We start from the raw sequence: 18,315 nt of genomic DNA, 5'->3' as shown, positions 1-18,315 counted from the left end.
TCGGCGCCAACCGTCCACCCGCGAGTGTCCACAGCAGATCGCCGGGCCGGACGTCGGCGGCCGCGCGCGGGCCGTCGACGGCGTCCACCGGCTGGTCGGCGGGCACGCAGGTGGAGTACATCGGGATGTCGGTGACCAGGACGAGCTCGTCGTGGCTCTCGTCGAAGGTCTTGTCCAGCACCGTGTCCGGCTCGGTGTAGAGGCCGGCGAACAGCTCGGCGTAGGCCCGGGCCACCCGGGCGGGGGTCTCCAGTAGACCGTCGCGGTCGGGGTCCTCGCCGCAGGCGAGGAGCAGCTCGCGGATGGCCCGCTCGGCGCGGTCCCGGTCAAAGCCCGGGGCCGGGACGGATTCCGTCCCGGCCCCGTTGCGGCTGGTCGTCATCGGTACCTCCGGATCGTCGCGGCACGTCGCCGCCACCATCGCATCAGGAACCGTTGCCGCGCCCACCGGAGTCCTGATCCCAGTCCTTGGGAGCACCCGACCGGTCACCGGGCTGCTGCGCCTCGTTCTGGCGCTCACCCCAGGTCGGCTGCCAGGACTGGTGCGGACCGCCGGACTGGCCCGGCGTGGTCGCCGGGGTCCACCCGGGCGGGGCGCCGTAGTGCGGCGGACCCGAGTGCCTGCCGGTCGACTGGCCGCCGTAGGGCGGCGGCTGCGCGCCGTAGGGCGGCGGGCTGCCGTAGGGCGGGGGCGTGCCGTTGGGGCCCGCCCCGTTGACCGGGGGCAGCTGCGGGTTGGTCCGCGGCGGACCGCCGGGCAGGTCGCCCGTGCCCGGGATCGCCGCCACCGGTGTGGGCACCGGCTCGGGCTTGGCGTCCTCCGGCCAGGTCTCGCCGCGCTCGAGGGCCTGCTCGCGCAGGGTCTTGATCGGCGGCTTGTCCGACGGCGTGCGCTCACCGAAGTCGTTGAACGCGGTGATCCGGGGCCGCTTCTCCACCTTGGAGAAGATCCGCTCGAGGTCCTTGCGGGTGAGCGTCTCCTTCTCCAGCAGCTCCACGACCAGGTCGTCGAGGACGTCGCGGTAGGTGTTGAGCACGTCCCACGCCTCGGTGTGCGCGGCCTCGATGAGCTTGCGCACCTCCTCGTCGATCTCGTGCGCCACCTCGAGCGAGTAGTCCGCGCCGTGGCCCATCGACCGGCCCAGGAACGGGTCGCCCTGGTCCTGGCCGTAGCGGACCGCGCCGAGCCGGGCACTCATGCCGTACTCGGTGACCATCGCCTTGGCGATCTTGGTGGCCTGGTCGATGTCGCTGGACGCGCCGGTGGTCGGCTCGTGGAACACCAGCTCCTCGGCCGAGCGGCCGCCGAGGGCGAACACCAGCCGGGCGATCATCTCCGAGCGGGTCATCAGCTGCTTGTCGTCCTCGGGGACGACCAGCGCGTGCCCACCGGTGCGGCCGCGGGGCAGGATGGTGAGCTTGTAGACCGGCTCCAGGTCGGGCATCGCCCACGCGGCGAGCGCGTGGCCGCCCTCGTGGTAGGCCGTGATCTTCTTCTCCTTGTCGGAGATGATCCGGCTCTTGCGGGCGGGCCCGCCGATGACCCGGTCGACCGACTCCTCCAGGGCGGCGCCGTCGATCAGCGAACCACCCTGGCGGGCGGTGAGCAGCGCGGCCTCGTTGAGGACGTTGGCCAGGTCGGCGCCGGACATGCCGACGGTGCGCTTGGCCAGGCTGGCCAGGTCGGCGTCGGGCGCCATCGGCTTGCCCTTGGAGTGCACCTGCAGAATCTTCTTGCGGCCGGTCAGGTCGGGCGCGGACACCGGGATCTGCCGGTCGAACCGGCCCGGGCGCAGCAGCGCCGGGTCCAGGATGTCCGGCCGGTTGGTGGCCGCGATCAGGATGATGCCGCCGCGGGCGTCGAACCCGTCCATCTCCACGAGCAGCTGGTTGAGCGTCTGCTCGCGCTCGTCGTGCCCACCGCCGAGGCCCGCGCCGCGCTGGCGGCCGACCGCGTCGATCTCGTCGACGAAGATGATGCACGGCGAGTTCTGCTTGGCCGTCTCGAACAGGTCGCGGACCCGGGAGGCGCCGACACCGACGAACATCTCGACGAAGTCCGAACCCGAGATCGAGTAGAACGGCACCCCGGCCTCACCGGCGACCGCCCTGGCGAGCAGCGTCTTGCCGGTTCCCGGCGGCCCGTAGAGCAGCACGCCCTTGGGGATCTTCGCGCCGAGGGCCTGGTAGCGCGCCGGGTTCTGCAGGAAGTCCTTGATCTCGTAGAGCTCCTCGACCGCCTCGTCGGCCCCGGCGACGTCGCCGAAGGTGGTCTTGGGCATGTCCTTGGGCAACTGCTTGGCCTTGGACTTGCCGAAGTTGAGCACCCGGTTGCCGCCACCCTGGACGTTGTTCATCATCCACATGAGCAGCAGCAACAGCAGGCCCAGCGGGATGAGGAAGATCAAGATCTGGGTGAGGAACGAGTCCTGCGTGACGTTGGTCTTGAACTCGGTCCCGGTCTTGGCGACCAGCGCCTCGTAGATCTGCGCGGTCGCCTGACCGGGGTACTGGGCCAGGATCTGGGTGACCTGCTGACCGTCCTGGTCGATGGGGGTGTTCAGGGTCAGCTTGAGCTGCTGTTCCTTGTCGCCGAGCTCGGCGACCTTGACGTTGCCGGCTTGGATCTGGGCGACGGCCTTCGACGTGGGCACCGAGGTGTAGCCCCGCGTGTCGTCGAACAGCATGCTGAAGGCGAAATAGATCAGCAACACCGCCAGGATCCACAGCAGCGGGTTGCGAAGCAGGCGCTTGCGGTCCATTCACTTACGGCCGCGAGGCGGCCTCCACCCTCCCTGACGTGCACGTGAGGGCAATGACGACCCATTACCCGGCCGGACGAGGCAGCTCCGGTCTGCCCAGAGTACCGTCCGCGCTGGCACCCTCACCGACCGAAGTCCGGCGAAGCTGCGCATTGGGGACAACGCGCCGGACCGCCGAACGGTTCCCGCGCCCCCCACCGAGGCCCCGGACGGGCCCCGGGGCCGCCTCAGGAGGTGTAGACCCTGGGGTCCAGCGTGCCGATGTAGGGCAGGTCGCGGTAGCGCTCGGCGAAGTCGAGGCCGTAGCCGACCACGAACTCGTTGGGGATCTCGAAGCCGACGTACTTGACCGGCACGTCGACCCGGACCGCCTCCGGCTTGCGCAGCAGGGTGCACACCTCGAGGGTGCGCGGCCCGCGCGAGGCGAGGTTCTTCAGCAGCCAGGACAGCGTGAGCCCGGAGTCGATGATGTCCTCGACGATGAGCACGTCGCGCCCGGCGATGTCGCGGTCGAGGTCCTTGAGGATGCGCACCACGCCCGAGGACGAGGTGGCCGACCCGTAGGAGCTGACCGCCATGAACTCCAGCTGCACCGGCACCGGGAGCGCGCGGGCCAGGTCGGTCATGAACATCACCGCGCCCTTGAGCACGCCGACCAGGACGAGGTCGGAACCGTTCTCCGGGTAGTCGTGCGCGACCTGCTTGGCCAGCTCCGCGATCTTCTCGTCGATCTGCTGCTCGGTGATCAGCACGGAGGCGATGTCGCCGTCGTACACGGTTCCCCTCTCAGGTTTCCGGACCCTCGCAGCTCAGCCTGCCATGCGCGCGGCGAGCCACCAAGCCGCCGGGGAGGCCGATGCCGCGCTGGCCGTGCCAGCCGGAGATCAGCTCGTCCACCGCACGCAGGTGGGCGTCGGTCAACTCGGCCACCCCTGCCTTAATCAGCCACGTCCGCAGCACCCTGCGGCGCACGGCGGCCGGTAGCGGGGTGAGTTCGGACACTGCCAGACCGTCACCGCCCGCGGCCCGCTGGTAGGCGTCGGTGGCCAGCTCGTCGAGCGCGGCGAGGTCGTCGCGCAGCTGCGCGCCGGTGCGGGCGAGGGCGGCGGCGACACCGCCCTGGAGGACGTCTTCCAGCAGTGGCAACACTTCCGTGCGCAGCCGGACCCGGGTGAAGCGCGGGTCGAGGTTGTGCGGGTCCTGCCAGGGCTTGAGCCCGAGGGCGGCGCAGGCGGCCACTGTGGTCGTCCGGGCTAGACCGAGCAGCGGGCGGGCCCACGGGTGGTCCAGCGGCCGCATCCCGGCGATGGAGCGCGGCCCGGACCCGCGACCGAGGCCGAGCAGCACGGTCTCCGCTTGGTCGTCGCGGGTGTGACCAAGAAAGACCCAAGTGTCGCCCGCGGCCTCGCGGAGCGCGGTGTAGCGCGCGCGTCGTGCCGCGGCCTCCACGCCACCTGGTCCGTCTACGACAACGCGCAGGACGCGTACGTCAGCCAGGCCCAGTGCGGTCAGCTGATCGGCGGCCCACGCCGCGGTGCTCGCGGAGCCCTCTTGCAGACCGTGGTCGACGATCAAGCCGTCCACGCGCAGATCCATCTTGGCGCCGACGTGCTGTGCGGCGGCGGCTAGCGCAAGAGAGTCCGCACCACCGGAGACAGCGACAGCGATGCGGTCTACCGGGTGCGCTTCGGCTAAGAGATCACGCACTGCCACCCGGACCTCGGCGACGGCTGGAGCGGGTTTCACCGGTCGAGCACGCGCCGGATCCACGCCTGCGGGTCGCTGAGCTCAGCGCGCAGCGGCAGCGTTTCCGGCGAGTCCCACACGGTGTTGAAGCCGTCCATGCCCACCTCGCCGACCACGTGCGCGGTGAACTTGGCACCGACAGCGTACTGCTTCATCTTCGCGTCCACGCCCAAGAGGCTGCGCAGCACGCGGTCGAGCACACCGCCACCGCGCCTGCGCACGGTGAACCGCTCGCGGATGGTCGAGACGGTGGGCACCACCAGCGGCCCCACCGCGTCCATGACGTGGTCGGCGTGCCCCTCCAGCAGGGTGGAGATCGAGATGAGCCGGTCGAACACGGCCCGCTGCTCGGGCGCCTGCAACAGCTCCATCAGACCCATCGGTCCGCTGGAGGCGGTCGGGTCCGGCTTGCTCCTGGCCGCGCGGAGCAGTTCGGGCAGCCGGGCGACGGCGCTGTTGGCGCGGTCGTCGAGCCCGGAGATGAAGGTGCCGACCTGGCCCTGGAAGTAGTCGCGCAGCCACGGCACCGCGGTGAACTGCAACCGGTGGGTGCACTCGTGCAGGCACACCCACATCCGGAAGTCCTCCGCGGGCACGTCCAACGCCTGCTGCGCGCCGACGATGTTGGGCGCGACCAGGAGCAGCTTGCCCGCCGGACCGCCGCCGAACGGGTCGTACTGCCCCAGCACCCGGCTGCTCAGATAGGCCAGGACCATGCCCACCTGCACCCCGGCGGTGCTCGCCAGGACCCCGCCGACGACCTTGCCCGGGCGGGTCGGCAGCGCGCCCGCGGTGAGCGCGGAGATGCTGTGCGCGGCGGCCTCGACCCAGTGCTCGCGGTCGACCACGTCACCGCCGAGCAGCGGCAGGCCCGCACCGAGACCGGTGACCTCGCGCACGTGCGACTCGGCCTCGGCGGTGATCTCGCGCAGCCGGGCCACCGAGTGCTCGGCGACCTCGCGGGAGACCGCCGGACCGGGCCGGACCAGCCTGCGCGCGGTCGAGATAGCCAGCTCCCAGTCGACCGGCGCAACCCCGCCCGCCGCCCTGGCCACGTCCGCCCCGGTCGCGTTCACACGGTGGACGCTACCCGAGCAGAGGTGATCTCACCGGCAGCCGCATTGGCGCAGGGTGGCCGCCACGACGTCGAGCGCGGGACGCGCGGCATCCGGTTGCGCGCCGTTCGACATCAGGGCGAACACCAGCAACCTGCCGTCCTTGTCCAGCACGACCCCGGCGAGCGAGTTGACGTTCGACAGCGTGCCGGTCTTGGCCCGGATCCAGCCCTTGCCGTCGGCGGCGGGGGCCGCCTGGTAGCGGCCCGCCAGGGTGCCGCTGCCGCCCGCGACCGGCAGGCCGCCGAGCAGTGGCCGCAGCTTGACCGTGCGCGGGTCCTTGCCGTCGGGGGCGGCGGCGACCCGGAGCACCTCGGCGAGCAGCGCGGCGGACACCTGGTTGAGCGTGGAGAGCCCGCTGCCGTCGTTGAGCTTGAGCGTGCTGACGTCAAAACCGTTGTCCTGCAACGTCTTCACGATCGCGGCGGTGCCACCGGAGAACGAGGTCTCCTGCCCGGTGGCCTTGGCGACCTCGTGCGCGAGCGCCTCGGCGAGGACGTTGTCCGAGCGCTGCAGGGCGTTGTCGACCAGCTCCACCACCGGCGCCGACCGCACCTCCCCGAGCACCTTCGCCCCGGGCGCCGCGGTGGCGGTGGCCTTGGCGGGCACGGTCGCCCCGATCCGCTTGGCGAACTCGTCGGCCAGCGTGCGCGCCGGGTTGGCCGAGCGCGGCGAGACCGCCTTGGTCGGGTCGACCCGACCGCCGTCGAGCATTGCCGGGACCATCGGGGCGATGTAGCCGCCCGCGACGTCCTGCGGGTCCCAGCCCTTGGCGATGCTGTCGCCGGTGTAGCGGCCGAGGTCGAGCAGGACGGTGTCCACCGGCCCGCTCGCCTGCACCTGCTTCACCAGGTCGTCGAGGTGGGCCGCGCCCGGGTAGACGGAGTTCTTGCCCGCGGGCAGCGAGGACAGGGTGAGGTCGCCGCCACCGACGATGATCACGGTGCCGGGCTTGTCCCCCGCCACGACCTTTGTGGAGAGCTGCGCGGCGTGCGGCAGGGCGAGCAGCGCGGCGGCCGTGGTGAGCACCTTGGTGGTGGACGCGGGGACGAGCGTGGTCTCGGCGTTCTGGGCGAAGAGCACCTGGTTGGTCGCCGGGTCGACGACGGTTCCGGTGAGGGTGCCCAGCGCCGGGTCGGCCACCGGTCCGGCCAGCGCCGCCGCCACCCCGGCGGCGGTGGGCGCGGGGATGTCCGCGCCCGGCCCCTTGAGCGTCGGGGTGAACTGCACCGGCGGCGCTGGCGGCGCGATAGCCACCTCGACCGCGGCGGGGGTGATGCCGAGCTTGGCCTTGAGCCCGGGGACCCACATGACGGCGGCGGTGAGCCCGAGGATCACCGCCACGACGGCCGCGGTGAGCAGGCTCTTGCGCGGACGTCGGCGCGGTCCGGGCTCCTGGGTGCCGACGCTCGGGGTGGCCGAGGTGGGGGGTTGGGCGGCGGCGGGTTGGGCGGTGGGCGGTTGGTCCGGTCTGCCGGACACCGGCCCGGGCGCGCCGACACCGTCGGCGCCGAGCGGGCGGACCGGAGTCGGCTCCCGACTGATGGCGGCGACGTTGATGACCTGCGTCCGCTCGGACACCTGCCCCGACCTGCCCTGGTTCGGCCCGCCAGGCTGCGATCCACCAGGCTGCGGCCCGCCGAGCGGCGCACCGGTGTGCGGCCCACCGGGCCGATTCGGACCACCCGGCTGACCGGCGGGCCGATTCGGGCCACCGGCCTGGCCGGGACCACCGGGCCTGCCAGGACCACCGGCCTGACCAGGACCACCCGCCTGGTTGGCACCACTGAGTTGACCAGGACCACCGAGTTGACCAGGGCCACTGGGCTGACCAGGGCCACTGGGCTGACCGGCGGCTCCGGGCTGACCGAGGCCGCCGCCCGGCCGGTTCGGGCCCGCCTGAGCGAGACCGCCGACCGGCGGCCGATTCGGCCCACCGGGCTGACCCGCACCACCGGGTGACCGGTTCGGATCTCTCGAGGTGCCGGCACCACCGCCGGCCGACCGGTCGAGATCACCCGGCTGACCGGGCTGCCGATTCGGATCACCAGGCTGCGCGGTACCACCAGCGTGCGGCCGGTTCGGATCACCGGCCTGGCCAGGGCCACCAGCGGCAGGCCGATGGGCATCGCCAGACAGGCCGAGGCCACTTGCGGGCAGCCTGCTCGGATCACCGGCCTGGCCGGGGCCACCAGCAGGCGGCCGATTCGGATCACCCGACGGCGCAGGGCCTCCAGCAGGCAGCCGACTCGGATCACCGGGCCGGCTTGGCCCACCGACCGAAGGCCGATGGGAGTCGCCAGACAGGCCGGGGCCCCCGGCAGGCAGCCGGCTCGGATCACCGGACAGACCGGGAGCAACAGCGGCAGGCCGGCTCGGGTCACCAGGCAGAGCGGGACCACCAGCAGGCGGCCCGCTCGGGTCGGCGGACTGGCCGGGAACACCTGTGGGGGGCCGGTTCCGGTCTCCCGGCTGGGCGAGAACGCCGGTCTGCGGCCGGTTCGGGCCGCCATGTCCCGGTGGCCTGCGCGGGCCGCCAGCCTTGAAGGACTGGGTCTGGTCGCCGGGGCCACCAGCCTGTGCGGGACGCGGGCCACGCCCGAGTTCGGCGGCAGGGTGCTGCGCGGGATCCCCCGGCGGGCCGACGGCGGGTGGGTTGGCAGCCAGTGGGTTGGCAGCCAGTGGGTTGGCAGCGGTGCCCGAACGAGGTCCCTGGGCAGGTGGCCTGCTCGGGTCTCCCGGTCGGCCTGGCCCCTGGTTCGGGGCGGCACCGGGCACGCGGGTTCCCACGGGTACAGCGGCTCCCGAGCCGGGCGGGCGGCCCGCGGGCGGCGGGCCGGGTGGCACCTTGGCAGCGCCTGCGGCCGGGCCCGGTGTGTTCGGGCGGCCGGGCGCCGATGGCGCGCGGACCTGCGGTTTGGGCGCGGGAATGGTGGTGTCGCCACCGGGGACCGGTCGCTGGTCGACCTTGGCCGCGTCCGCCTGGCCCGACCCGACGCGCTCCGGGCGCTGGGCAGAGCCGCGCACGGTCTGCTCCGGATCACCGGCCTCGACACCGCCTGGTCCGACACCGCTGGGTCCGACACCGCCGGGCTGGACTCCACCCGGTCCACCGCCAGGCTGAACCCCACTCGGTCCACCGCCGGGCTGAACCCCACTCGGTCCACCGCCGGGCTGGACTCCACTGGGTCCACTGCCACGCCCGGCACCACCCGGTCCGACACCACCGCGCCCACCGGACTGGACACCGCCGGCCCGAGCATCGCCGGCCCGGGCATCGCCGCGCTCAGCCCGGGCGGTCGGGCGGGCCGGGTCGCGGACCGTGGTCTCGCCGTCGTCGCCAGGTTCACCCGAGCGGGTGGACCCGGGTTCGGGCGTGTCGGCCGGTCGCCGGACGTGGGTCTCGTCACGTAACGCCGGGCCCGCACCAACGGGTGGCTCGGCGCCGCTCGGGCGGGTGGTCTCGTCGTCGTCCGCGGTGGGCCAGCCGGTGCCGTCGTCGGTCGGCCATGCCGGGTTGTGGTCGGGCACACCGGTAAGACGTTTGTCCTGGTCACCAGGTTGCGGCGGGAGCGCTTCCCGATCTTGCCGGACGGTCGGGTCCTGCTCGGGCACGCCGGTTCCTCCCCATGGCCGCTGGCGAACGTCACACCACCCGCTCGCGGTATCGGTGCGGGCCGGGGAGACGCCGTGGTCCACACTAGTGGCGTAGCGAAGAAGGCGAAGAGGAGCGAGGAACGGCGTGGAATTCGACGTCACCATCGAGATCCCCAAGGGGAATCGCAACAAGTACGAGATGGACCACGAGACGGGGCGCATCAAGCTCGACCGCACCCTCTTCACCGCGACCCAGTACCCGGCCGACTACGGCTACGTGGAGAACACCCTGGGCGAGGACGGTGACCCGCTCGACGCGCTGGTGCTCGTGCAGGAGCCCACGTTCCCCGGCTGCCTGATCCGCTCCCGCGCGATCGGCATGTTCCGGATGACCGACGAGAAGGGCGGGGACGACAAGGTCCTCTGCGTCCCGTCGCACGACCCGCGCACCGAGCACCTGCGCGACATCCACCACCTGGCCGAGTACCACCGGCTGGAGATCCAGCACTTCTTCGAGGTCTACAAGGACCTGGAGCCGGGCAAGAGCGTCGAGGGCGCGAGCTGGGTCGGGCGGGCCGAGGCCGAGGCCGAGATCCACCGGTCCTACGACCGGCTCAAGGAGTCCGGTCTCACGATGCACTGAGCCGCCCCAGGCGGTGTGCCGAGCCGTGCCCGGTGACTGACCGGGCAGGCTCAACGCCCCGCGCCGGGTCCCGGCGTGGGGCGCGCGGTCACTCGTGGACCCAGCGCAGCGTGCCGAGGGCGTCGACGTCCGGGCGGTAGTCGCTCTCGCTGCCGCCCTCGAGGCGGTCCGCGGCTCGTTCGACCAGCTCGACCAGGTTCCCGGCGTACCGGTGGCCGGTCGGGTACCGGTAGAGGCCGCCGCCGCGCAGGTAGATCACGCCCTTGTCGTCCTTGGCGAACGGGACGTCGCCCGCGCGCCAGTCGGTGCCCTCCTCGCACATGGCCACGGCGGTGGTGAGGATCTCCCCCGCCGACATGAGCCGGTACGACGGCGGCAGGGTGAACCCGTCGGCGCGCGCGCCGTTGTGCCGGGTCAGGGTGATCACCAACTCCGACGGGAGCGGGCTGCCCAGGTCGCGCTGCAGGGTGATCAGCTCGGCTGTGGTGGCGGGCCGGTTCCACGCCGCCGCGGTCGCGGGCGCGTTGCTCACCAGCCAGTTCTCCACCCGCGCCCAGGCGCCCTCGACGCGTTCGGCGAACGCCGCGGGCGGCAGCGCGAGGGTCACGGGACCGTCCGCCGACCCGCACCGGGCCGGGGCGACGGTGGCGCTGGTGGCCGGGGTCGGCGGTCGCGCCTGGTCACGCGCCACCCCGATGGACAGCGCGAGCGCGATGATCAGTCCCCCAGCGGTGAAGATCCCCAGCACGACGCGCATCGATCACCCCCCGAGATGTCGCCCAACAGGATGACACAGCGAGTGCACAGCCCTCACCCAGGCAATCGTCCGACCATGGGTGACATGACTCAGATCGCCGATCACGACCGCGGGCTCGCCTTCGACCTCGCCACGCTCGGCAGGCGCCGCCTGCTCACCCTGCTCGGCGGCACCGGCCTCGCGGTGCTCACCGGCTGCGCCACCGCGGACCAGACCGGGTCGAGCCCGCCCGGGACATCCGCCGCGGGCACCACGACAACCGGGGCGGCCGCTGCCTGCGGGGAAGAGACCCCACAGGAAACCGCGGGCCCCTACCCGGGCGACGGGTCGAACGGGCCGAACGTGCTCACCGAGAGCGGGATCGTGCGCGGCGACATCCGCAGCAGCTTCGGCACCTCCAGCACCACCGCCAAGGGGGTGCCGCTGACGATCGAGCTCACCATCCTCGACTCGGGCAAGGGCTGCGCGGCCATGTCGGGAGCGGCGGTCTACCTGTGGCACTGCGACATCGACGGCAAGTACTCGCTGTACTCCCAGGGCGTCACGAACGAGAACTACCTGCGCGGCGTGCAAGAGACCGACGCACAAGGGAAAGTCACGTTCACGAGCATCTTCCCCGCCGCGTACTCCGGCCGGTGGCCGCACATCCACTTCGAGGTCTACCCGAGCCTGGTCGAGGCCACGAAAGCGGGCAACCCCACCAAGACGACGCAGTTGGCCCTACCGGAGGACGTTTGCACCAAGGTGTACGCGACCGACGGGTACAGCCAGAGCGTCCGCAACCTCGCTCGGTCCTCTTTGGACACGGACAACGTGTTCAGCGACGGCCACGACACCCAGCTCGCCGCGGTCGCCGGCAGCACGAGCGGCTACACCGCGAGCCTCACCGTCCGCGTGTGACCGTCCGGACAAGACAAACGGCCCCGCACTCCGAGAGGAGTGCGGGGCCGCTTCGACAGCGAGACCGTCAGTGCATGGCCACCGGAGCGGGGGCCTCGGCCTTCTCGGTCGCGGCGTGCTCGTCGGCCGCCCGCTGGATGCCGGACTTGTCCGACAGCGGGGTCTCCTTGAGGAACCAGATCAGCGCGAACGCCACCAGGGTCACCAGGCTGCCGACCAGGAACACCGTGTCCAGCGAGTTGGCGAAGCCACTCAGGATCGGGCGGGCCAGGGTCGGGTCCAGCGTGTTGAGGAACGCGGTGTTGTTCAGGTCGATCCCGGCGCCGCCGCCCAGGCTCTGGGCGAACTGCGGGTTCTCCTGCAGCGCGGCCAGGAACGCCGGGTCCGTGCGGACCGAGGCGAACGCGTCGGCGATCCGGTCGCCGACCACGCTGAACAGGATCGAGAGGAAGACCGCGGTGCCGACGGTGCCACCGATGGACCGGAAGAAGGTGGCCGAGGAGGTCGCCACCCCCATGTCCTTGACCGGCACGTCGTTCTGGATCGCCAGGATCAGGGTCTGCATGCACAGGCCGAGACCGATGCCGGCCAGCACCATGATCAGCATGACCGACCACACCGGGGTGTCGACGCCGATCTGGCTGAACAGGAACAGCGCCACCGTGGTCGCGCCCAGGCCGATGATCGGGTAGATCCGGTAGCGACCGGTCTTGGCGATCAGCTGCCCGCTGCCCAGCGCGGCGACGAGGATGCCGAAGGTCATCGGCAGCGTCATCAGACCGGACTCGGTGGGCGAGGCGCCCTTGACGATCTGCAGGTAGAGCGGCAGCGACATCATCATGCCGAACATGCCGACACCCATCACGAAGTTGACCACGTTGGTCAGCGCGAAGGTCTGCCTGCGGAACAGGCGCATCGGCAGCAGCGCGGCGTCGCCCATCTTCCGCTCGATGTAGATGAACGCGGCCAGGCCGATCACGCCGATGGCGTACATGGCCAGCGCGCGGCCGGAGTCCCAGCCCCACTCACGACCCTGCTCGGCCACGATCAGCAGCGGCACCAGGCCGATGGTGAGCGCGATGGCGCCCCAGTAGTCCACCCGCTGCGGCACGCGGCGGTGCGGGACGTTGAGGTAGCGGGCGACCACGATCAGCGCGACGATGCCGATCGGCACGTTGAGCAGGAACACCCAGCGCCAGCCCTCGAGACCGGCGAAGTGGTCCATGCCGGCGAAGGCGCCGCCGACGACCGGACCGGCCACACTGGACAGACCCCAGACGGCCATGAAGTAGCCCTGGTACTTGCTGCGCTCCCGCGGCGGCACCATGTCGGCGATGATCGCCAGCGCGAGCGACATCAGGCCACCGGCGCCCAGCCCCTGCACGGCGCGGAAGGCGGCCAGCTCGTACATCGAGTTCGCGATGCCGGAGAGGACCGAGCCGACCAGGAAGAACGAGATGGCGGTGAGGTACATCGGCTTGCGCCCGAAGATGTCGGAGAGCTTGCCGTAGAGCGGGGTGGAGATCGTGGCGGTGATCAGGTAGGCCGTGGTGGCCCACGCCTGGATGGTCTGGCCGTTGAGCTGGTCGGCGATCGTCTTCATCGCCGAGGCCATGATCGTCTGGTCGAGCGCGGCGAGCAGCATGCCCAGCATGAGCCCGGAGAGCACGGTCAGGATCTGCCGGTGACTCAGCTGCCCGGGTGCGGCATCCGAAACCGGAGCTGACATTACTTTCCCCCTTCGGAACGCGCGAAGGCCGCGCATTCGGTGATGAACGTAGGCAGGTAGTTGGCGTGGTCGGCCAGGAAGCGCTCGAACAGGACCACGAAGGTGTCCAGGTCGGCGGGGTCCCAGTGGCTGACCATGCGGGCGAGGGACAGCGCCATCCGGGCGCGCTGCTCGGTGAGCAGCGCGGTCCCGGCCTCGGTGACGGCGAGCAGGCTGGCCCGGCCGTCCTCGGGGTCGGCGCGTCGTTCCACCAGCCCGTCCTTGACCAGGGTCGCCACCTGGCGGCTCACGGTCGACGGGTCGGAGTGGATGGCCTCGGCGAGTGCGCTGGAGCGGCTGGGGCCCAGCGCCACGAGGTTCTTGAGCAGCACGATCGATGAGCGGTCGATCCCCACCTTGCTCATCCGCGCGGCGATGGTCGCTTGCTGCTTGCCGAAGGCGAACAGGACCGAGGCGAGCCGCTGCCCGTGCTCGATGTCCTGCGCGGTGAGGCCGGTTGCCGCGGCGTCGATGTCTGGCGCGACCACTGGACCTCCCGAGTTGCTTGCATCATCCAATTAGTTGTTCGATACAAGCATGCGCCGACCGGGTGACGGATCGCAACCCAATAACCTGCGACCCCGCTCACAGTGAAAAAAACCCCGGCACCGTTCCCAGCGCCGGGGTCGTTCCCACTATTCCCGCAGGTCAGGACCACCCAGGCATGGGGTACCCGGCGAGCAGCTCACGGACCTCGGCGGCGATCGCGTCGGTCTCGGCCTCGTCACCAGCAGCGATCGCCCGGTCGATCCATTCCGCCAGACGTGGCATCTGGTCGACACCGAGACCACGCGTGGTGATCGCCGCGGTGCCGAGCCGGATGCCCGATGGGTCGAACGGCTTACGCGGGTCGAACGGCACCGAGTTGTAGTTGAGCTCGATGCCCGCCCGGTCGAGGGCGCGCGCCGCGGGCTTGCCCGCGACCGCCTTGTTGCCCAGGTCGACCAGGATCAGGTGGTTGTCGGTGCCGCCGGAGACCAGGTCGAACCCGCGCTCGACCAGCGCCTCGGCCAGGGCGCGCGCGTTGGCCACGATGGCCGCGGCGTAGTCGCGGAAGCCGGGCTGGGCCGCCTCGCCGAGGGCCACCGCGATCGCCGCGGTGGTGTGGTTGTGCGGACCGCCCTGCAGCCCCGGGAAGACCGCCTTGTCCAGCGGCTTGGCGTACTGGGCGTCGGACATGAGCATCGCGCCGCGCGGGCCGCGCAGGGTCTTGTGCGTGGTGGTGGAGATGATCTGCGCGTGCCCGACCGGCGACGGGTGGGCACCGCCGGCGACCAGGCCCGCGATGTGCGCGATGTCGGCCACCAGCACCGCGTCGACCTCGCGGGCGATCTCGGCGAACCCGGCGAAGTCGATCGTGCGCGGGATCGCGGTGCCCCCGCAGAAGATCAGCTTGGGCCGCTCGGCCAGCGCCAGCTCGCGCACCTCGTCCAGGTCAACCCGGCCGGTGTCCTTGCGGACGCCGTACTGCACCGCGTCGAACCACTTGCCGGTGGCCGAGACGCCCCAGCCGTGGGTCAGGTGGCCGCCCGCGGGCAGCGCCATGCCCATGACCTTGTCGCCGGGGTTGACCAGCGCGAGGTAGATGGCCAGGTTGGCGGGCGAGCCGGAGTAGGGCTGGACGTTGGCGTGCTCGACCCCGAAGAGGTCCTTGGCGCGCGCGATGGCCAGCGCCTCGACCTGGTCGACGTACAGCTGGCCCTCGTAGTAGCGCTTGCCCGCGTAGCCCTCGGAGTACTTGTTGGTCAGCACGGTGCCGGTGGCCTCGAGCACGGCGGCGGAGACGTAGTTCTCCGAGGCGATCAGCCGGACCTTCTCGTACTGGCGGCGGGCCTCGCCCTCGACCAGGGCGGCGACGTCGGGGTCGGCGGCGGCGAGGTGCGGGATGGCGGGCTGGTGCATGGCGTCCTCTCAGAGCGTGCGGCGGCAGGCCGGGGGCACCCAGGCGTCCGGCGCCGCATCCGCTCTCGTCGCTCCCCGGTGGTTCACGTCCACCCGCACACGCCAGTCACGACTCGGGGAGATCCTACACCTTGACGACCGCAAGTTACCGACGAGTAATGTGGCGCGCATGAGCACTCTCGACTGGGTCGCCGAGGCGATGAAGAAGACCGTCCCGTGGGTCGCCACCGCGGGCGTGGAGTTCACCGAGATCGCCGCCGACCGGGTGGTGTGCTCGCTGCCCGACGTCGAGGGCCAGCGCAACCACGTCGGCGGACCGCACGCGGCGGTCGTGTTCGGCCTGGCCGAGACCGCCTCGGGCGCGGTCGGGCTGGCGTCGTTCGCCGCCGAGATGGGCCGGGCGACGCCCCTGGTCGTGCGGTCGGAGATCCGCTACAAGAAGCTGGCCCTGGGCCCGCTCACCGCCGAGGCCGTGCTGACCCGCCCGGCGGCGCAGGTGGTCGCTGAACTGGACGCGGGCACCCGCCCGGAGTTCACCGTCGAATGCACCATCCGCAACGCCGAGGGCGTCACCACAGCCGAGATGACCGTCGTCTGGACCCTCCGTCCAAACCGGACCTGACCGCTCAGCTCTCGCGGTCGTCACACCGCGAGCTCGGGAGCAGGCTCGGCCGCCTGCCCCGCTTGTCGATCCCGTGCAGGTGCTTCTCGTAGCTGTCGTCCCACCCACGCTGGACGAACCGGCGCAGGGCGTCGCTGACCGCCCGGCACAGCCCGGGCGAGCTGTCCCGCGGCAGCCCGACGCCGTAGTACTCGTCGCCGGGAAGCACCTGGACACCATCGATCTGATCGCGACAGCTCCAGTTCGGCAGGTACGCCTGCAAGATCACCGCGTCGGTGGACACCGCGGTGACCGCGTCCCGCCCGAGGCAGAACTTCTGCATGCAGTCCGCCAGCCCGTTTCCCGGCGTCACCTGCAGGTCCGGCAGCTGCGCGCCGAACCGCTCGGCGGCCCGGGCCCCGGCCGGGACGCAGACGACCGACCCCTTGAGGTCCTCGATCCGCTGCGCCTGCTTGCCCTTGTGCAGGATCACGCCCGGCTTGTCCTGGAAGTACGGGCCGGAGAAGTCGTACAGCTTCTCCCGATCGTCGGTGATCGAGAAGTTGGCCACCACCATGTCCACCAGACCGCTGTCCAGCGCCTCCTCCCGGCTACCGGTGCCGAGCGGGACGAGCACGGCCTCGAAGTCCATCCCGTTCCCGAGCGACTTGGCGACGTCGACGTCGAACCCGACCAGGTCACCGTGGCCGCCGCCGGGGAAACTCCACCCGGGGAGCTCACCGTTGACCCCGATCCTGACCTTGCCCGACCAACCACCCCAGCCGCCGAACCGCCAGAGCCCGAACGCGGTCAGCGATCCGGCGAGCAGGACCGCGACGGCGACGAGCGCGCTCACCCGGCGGGCCTGGTTCGGCTTGCGCACGAGCGGTCCGACGAGATCCTTGTGGCGGACCACCAGGAGCGAGGCGACGAATCCCGCGACCCCCAACGGGAAGCTGAGCACTTGCGCGACGCTGGCGCCCCAGCCCAGGTCGTAGAAGAAGATGACCGTCACGACGAGCGTCGCCGACAGCAGCGGCACCACCCAGTACATGTCCCGCACCAGGCTGGGAGCTGGGTGCTCGGCCTCGACGGGGGCGCCTGACGCGGTCGGTCTCGGTTCCGCTTGCTCGGACACGTGCTCGTCTCCACCTGGTCGACCCGTCGGGAACCGACCCGCCGGGAGCGGGTGGTGCGCGTCGCCTGCTACCTGGTTGGACCGGGCGGGCGGGTCAGGCGTGCGGCGTACGGCGCGCTGGCGACAATGCCGGACCGGCAGTGGACGAGGGGCTCGAAGTGGGATCTGTCAATGTTCTGTCCAGCCGGTCTGACTGAGGATGTCGGACCGGGAGTGCGTGAGCGCTGGTCAGGAAGGTCTGGTGGGGCGCGGTAGGGCAAGGGCGGCGTCGACCTCCGTGTGCGCCTCCGGGTGCTCGGCCCACCACTGCGCGTACGTCGGGTTCCGGTCGACGATCGACCGGTAGGCATGCGCCACGCAGGCGAAGACCTCGTGCTTGCGGCCGCCCAGGACGCCGTCGAGTCGGATCACCAGGACCACCGGGAGCCGCAGCACGGCGCCGCGCAGTGGGCGGATCACGAAGCCCGGGCCGCTCAGCGACGCGGGCTGGGCCAGGCAGACCGCGCCCGCGGCGGCCAGGGCCATCGCGGTGCGGCCCTCGGTGACGTGGTGGGTGATCCGCGGGGTGAAGCCGACCTTCTCGCAGGCCTCGCGGAAGCCCAGCCGCATCGTGTCCTGGTCCGGTGGTGGCACGACCCAGTCCAGGTTGGCCAGGTCGGCGAGGTCGACCTCCTCCTGGACGGCCAGCGGGCTGTCCGAGCTGAACGCGACGAACTGCGGCTCCTCGACGATGGTGCGCACCTCGACGTCGCGCAGCTGGCGGTGCTCCATGCCCTCGAACCGCTCGAACACCGCCAGGTCGGCCTGCTTGGACGAGATCAGGTCGAGCAGCGCCGGCCCGGACGAGTCGATCTCGGTGCGCAGCTCCGAGCAGCGGATCCAGGCCCGCAGCTCGGCGATCAGCGCGCTGGTGAACAGCATCGGGCTGGAGGCCACCACCAGTGGCGCCTCGTGCGGGTTCTGCGTGTGCGTGCGCGCCGAGGCCAGCAGCGCCGACATGTCCTCCAGCACCACGCGGGCCGAGCGGACCACGCTGCGTCCCAGTTCGGTGGGGACGCTGCCGTTGGAGGAGCGGCGGAACAGCTCCCCGCCGACCAGCCGCTCGATGGACCGCAGCTGCGCGGTGAGCGCGGGCTGGGTCACGCCGAGCCGGATGGCCGCCTTGGACACGCTGCCCTCCTCCGCGATCGCGCAGATCGCCCGCAGGTGTCGAAGCTCGAGTTCGGCCATAAGGAAACTTGATACCCCGTTCGGATGAGGTGCGGCTAGTGAAGCACGGCATATTTTCTTGTACCGGTCGCCCGCGCAGCCACTGAGCGCGCAGACACCGGGGGCACAACCCTCGAGGTCCAGACTTCCGGTGCCCGGCACTGCCCACCCATGGCG

At 71.6% G+C, this 18,315-nt stretch carries 16 protein-coding genes, 1 pseudogene and 1 riboswitch; of the genes and pseudogenes, 5 read left to right on the top strand and 12 right to left on the bottom strand.

Annotated features, from left to right (window positions below; all coding sequences use genetic code 11):
* Positions 1-106: 106 nt before the first annotated feature.
* The 6 genes and pseudogenes from QSK30_RS19530 to dacB form a co-directional block, all read right to left on the bottom strand.
* Positions 107-382 (bottom strand): annotated as a pseudogene (locus QSK30_RS19530) (GTP cyclohydrolase I); the annotation flags it as partial.
* Between the two features lie 43 nt (positions 383-425).
* Positions 426-2,762, bottom strand: a complete 2,337-nt coding sequence (gene ftsH / locus QSK30_RS19525; protein WP_285504663.1) for an ATP-dependent zinc metalloprotease FtsH — start codon at positions 2,760-2,762, stop codon at positions 426-428.
* A gap of 227 nt (positions 2,763-2,989) precedes the next feature.
* Positions 2,990-3,538, bottom strand: coding sequence for a hypoxanthine phosphoribosyltransferase (gene hpt, locus QSK30_RS19520; protein WP_285504661.1), 549 nt, complete (start codon positions 3,536-3,538; stop codon positions 2,990-2,992).
* A 10-nt stretch (positions 3,539-3,548) separates the two neighbouring features.
* Positions 3,549-4,508, bottom strand: coding sequence for a tRNA lysidine(34) synthetase TilS (gene tilS / locus QSK30_RS19515; RefSeq protein ID WP_285504660.1), 960 nt, complete (start codon positions 4,506-4,508; stop codon positions 3,549-3,551).
* Positions 4,505-5,584, bottom strand: coding sequence for an Rv3626c family coenzyme F420 biosynthesis-associated protein (locus tag QSK30_RS19510; RefSeq protein WP_285504659.1), 1,080 nt, complete (start codon positions 5,582-5,584; stop codon positions 4,505-4,507). Before QSK30_RS19510 ends, tilS begins: the two co-directional genes overlap by 4 nt.
* A gap of 30 nt (positions 5,585-5,614) precedes the next feature.
* Positions 5,615-7,204 (bottom strand): D-alanyl-D-alanine carboxypeptidase/D-alanyl-D-alanine endopeptidase, encoded by a 1,590-nt coding sequence (dacB, locus tag QSK30_RS19505; RefSeq protein ID WP_285504658.1) that lies wholly within the window; start codon positions 7,202-7,204, stop codon positions 5,615-5,617.
* 75 nt (positions 7,205-7,279) lie between these two features.
* Between dacB and QSK30_RS19500 the strand changes: the two genes are divergently transcribed.
* From QSK30_RS19500 to QSK30_RS19490, 3 genes are all read left to right on the top strand, one after another.
* Positions 7,280-7,585 (top strand): hypothetical protein, encoded by a 306-nt coding sequence (locus tag QSK30_RS19500; RefSeq protein ID WP_285504656.1) that lies wholly within the window; start codon positions 7,280-7,282, stop codon positions 7,583-7,585.
* 108 nt (positions 7,586-7,693) lie between these two features.
* Positions 7,694-9,037, top strand: coding sequence for a hypothetical protein (locus QSK30_RS19495; RefSeq protein WP_285504654.1), 1,344 nt, complete (start codon positions 7,694-7,696; stop codon positions 9,035-9,037).
* Between the two features lie 328 nt (positions 9,038-9,365).
* Positions 9,366-9,863 carry an inorganic diphosphatase gene (locus QSK30_RS19490; protein WP_285504653.1) on the top strand — a complete coding sequence of 166 codons (498 nt, stop codon included), beginning with the start codon at positions 9,366-9,368 and terminating at the stop codon, positions 9,861-9,863.
* 88 nt (positions 9,864-9,951) lie between these two features.
* Here the strand turns inward: QSK30_RS19490 and QSK30_RS19485 are convergent, their stop codons facing one another.
* The gene (locus QSK30_RS19485) at positions 9,952-10,620 is read right to left on the bottom strand and encodes an SMI1/KNR4 family protein (protein WP_285504651.1); all 669 of its coding nucleotides are present in this window, start codon (positions 10,618-10,620) and stop codon (positions 9,952-9,954) included.
* Positions 10,621-10,704: 84 nt separating this feature from the next.
* On the opposite strand from QSK30_RS19485, the gene QSK30_RS19480 reads away from it, so the two are divergent.
* Positions 10,705-11,520, top strand: a complete 816-nt coding sequence (locus QSK30_RS19480; protein WP_285504650.1) for an intradiol ring-cleavage dioxygenase — start codon at positions 10,705-10,707, stop codon at positions 11,518-11,520.
* A gap of 67 nt (positions 11,521-11,587) precedes the next feature.
* On the opposite strand, the gene QSK30_RS19475 is transcribed toward QSK30_RS19480, so the two are convergent.
* The 3 genes from QSK30_RS19475 to glyA form a co-directional block, all read right to left on the bottom strand.
* Positions 11,588-13,249 (bottom strand): MDR family MFS transporter, encoded by a 1,662-nt coding sequence (locus QSK30_RS19475; RefSeq protein WP_285504649.1) that lies wholly within the window; start codon positions 13,247-13,249, stop codon positions 11,588-11,590.
* A complete protein-coding gene (locus tag QSK30_RS19470) occupies positions 13,249-13,776 on the bottom strand; it encodes a MarR family winged helix-turn-helix transcriptional regulator (protein ID WP_285504648.1) in 528 nt (175 codons plus the stop codon). The genes QSK30_RS19475 and QSK30_RS19470 overlap by 1 nt, the downstream gene beginning before the upstream one ends.
* 160 nt (positions 13,777-13,936) lie before the next feature.
* Positions 13,937-15,190 carry a serine hydroxymethyltransferase gene (glyA, locus tag QSK30_RS19465; protein WP_285504646.1) on the bottom strand — a complete coding sequence of 418 codons (1,254 nt, stop codon included), beginning with the start codon at positions 15,188-15,190 and terminating at the stop codon, positions 13,937-13,939.
* Positions 15,191-15,220: 30 nt separating this feature from the next.
* A riboswitch (ZMP/ZTP riboswitch) is annotated at positions 15,221-15,310 on the bottom strand.
* A 49-nt stretch (positions 15,311-15,359) separates the two neighbouring features.
* On the opposite strand from glyA, the gene QSK30_RS19460 reads away from it, so the two are divergent.
* Entirely contained in the window at positions 15,360-15,812 is a 453-nt protein-coding gene (locus tag QSK30_RS19460; protein WP_285504644.1) for a DUF4442 domain-containing protein, read from the top strand.
* A gap of 4 nt (positions 15,813-15,816) precedes the next feature.
* On the opposite strand, the gene QSK30_RS19455 is transcribed toward QSK30_RS19460, so the two are convergent.
* Positions 15,817-16,929, bottom strand: a complete 1,113-nt coding sequence (locus QSK30_RS19455; RefSeq protein WP_285504642.1) for a transporter substrate-binding domain-containing protein — start codon at positions 16,927-16,929, stop codon at positions 15,817-15,819.
* Positions 16,930-17,157: 228 nt separating this feature from the next.
* A complete protein-coding gene (locus QSK30_RS19450; protein ID WP_285504641.1) occupies positions 17,158-18,159 on the bottom strand; it encodes a LysR family transcriptional regulator in 1,002 nt (333 codons plus the stop codon).
* Between the last annotated feature and the right edge of the window lie 156 nt (positions 18,160-18,315).

Source organism: Actinokineospora sp. NBRC 105648 (assembly GCF_030269645.1).
In the GTDB taxonomy this organism is placed as follows: Bacteria; Actinomycetota; Actinomycetes; order Mycobacteriales; family Pseudonocardiaceae; genus Actinokineospora.
The sequence above is the reverse complement of the archived record's forward strand: the minus strand, read 5'-3'. Positions and strand labels throughout refer to the sequence as shown.

Bases quoted from the DNA above. Each gene is read 5' to 3' on its own strand.
- QSK30_RS19485 (WP_285504651.1), bottom strand. From the start codon at position 10,620: ATGCGCGTCGTGCTGGGGATCTTCACCGCTGGGGGACTGATCATCGCG.
- QSK30_RS19475 (WP_285504649.1), bottom strand. From the start codon at position 13,249: ATGTCAGCTCCGGTTTCGGATGCCGCACCCGGGCAGCTGAGTCACCGG.
- QSK30_RS19480 (WP_285504650.1), top strand. From the start codon at position 10,705: ATGACTCAGATCGCCGATCACGACCGCGGGCTCGCCTTCGACCTCGCC.
- QSK30_RS19460 (WP_285504644.1), top strand. From the start codon at position 15,360: ATGAGCACTCTCGACTGGGTCGCCGAGGCGATGAAGAAGACCGTCCCG.
- ftsH (WP_285504663.1), bottom strand. From the start codon at position 2,762: ATGGACCGCAAGCGCCTGCTTCGCAACCCGCTGCTGTGGATCCTGGCG.
- QSK30_RS19450 (WP_285504641.1), bottom strand. From the start codon at position 18,159: ATGGCCGAACTCGAGCTTCGACACCTGCGGGCGATCTGCGCGATCGCG.
- glyA (WP_285504646.1), bottom strand. From the start codon at position 15,190: ATGCACCAGCCCGCCATCCCGCACCTCGCCGCCGCCGACCCCGACGTC.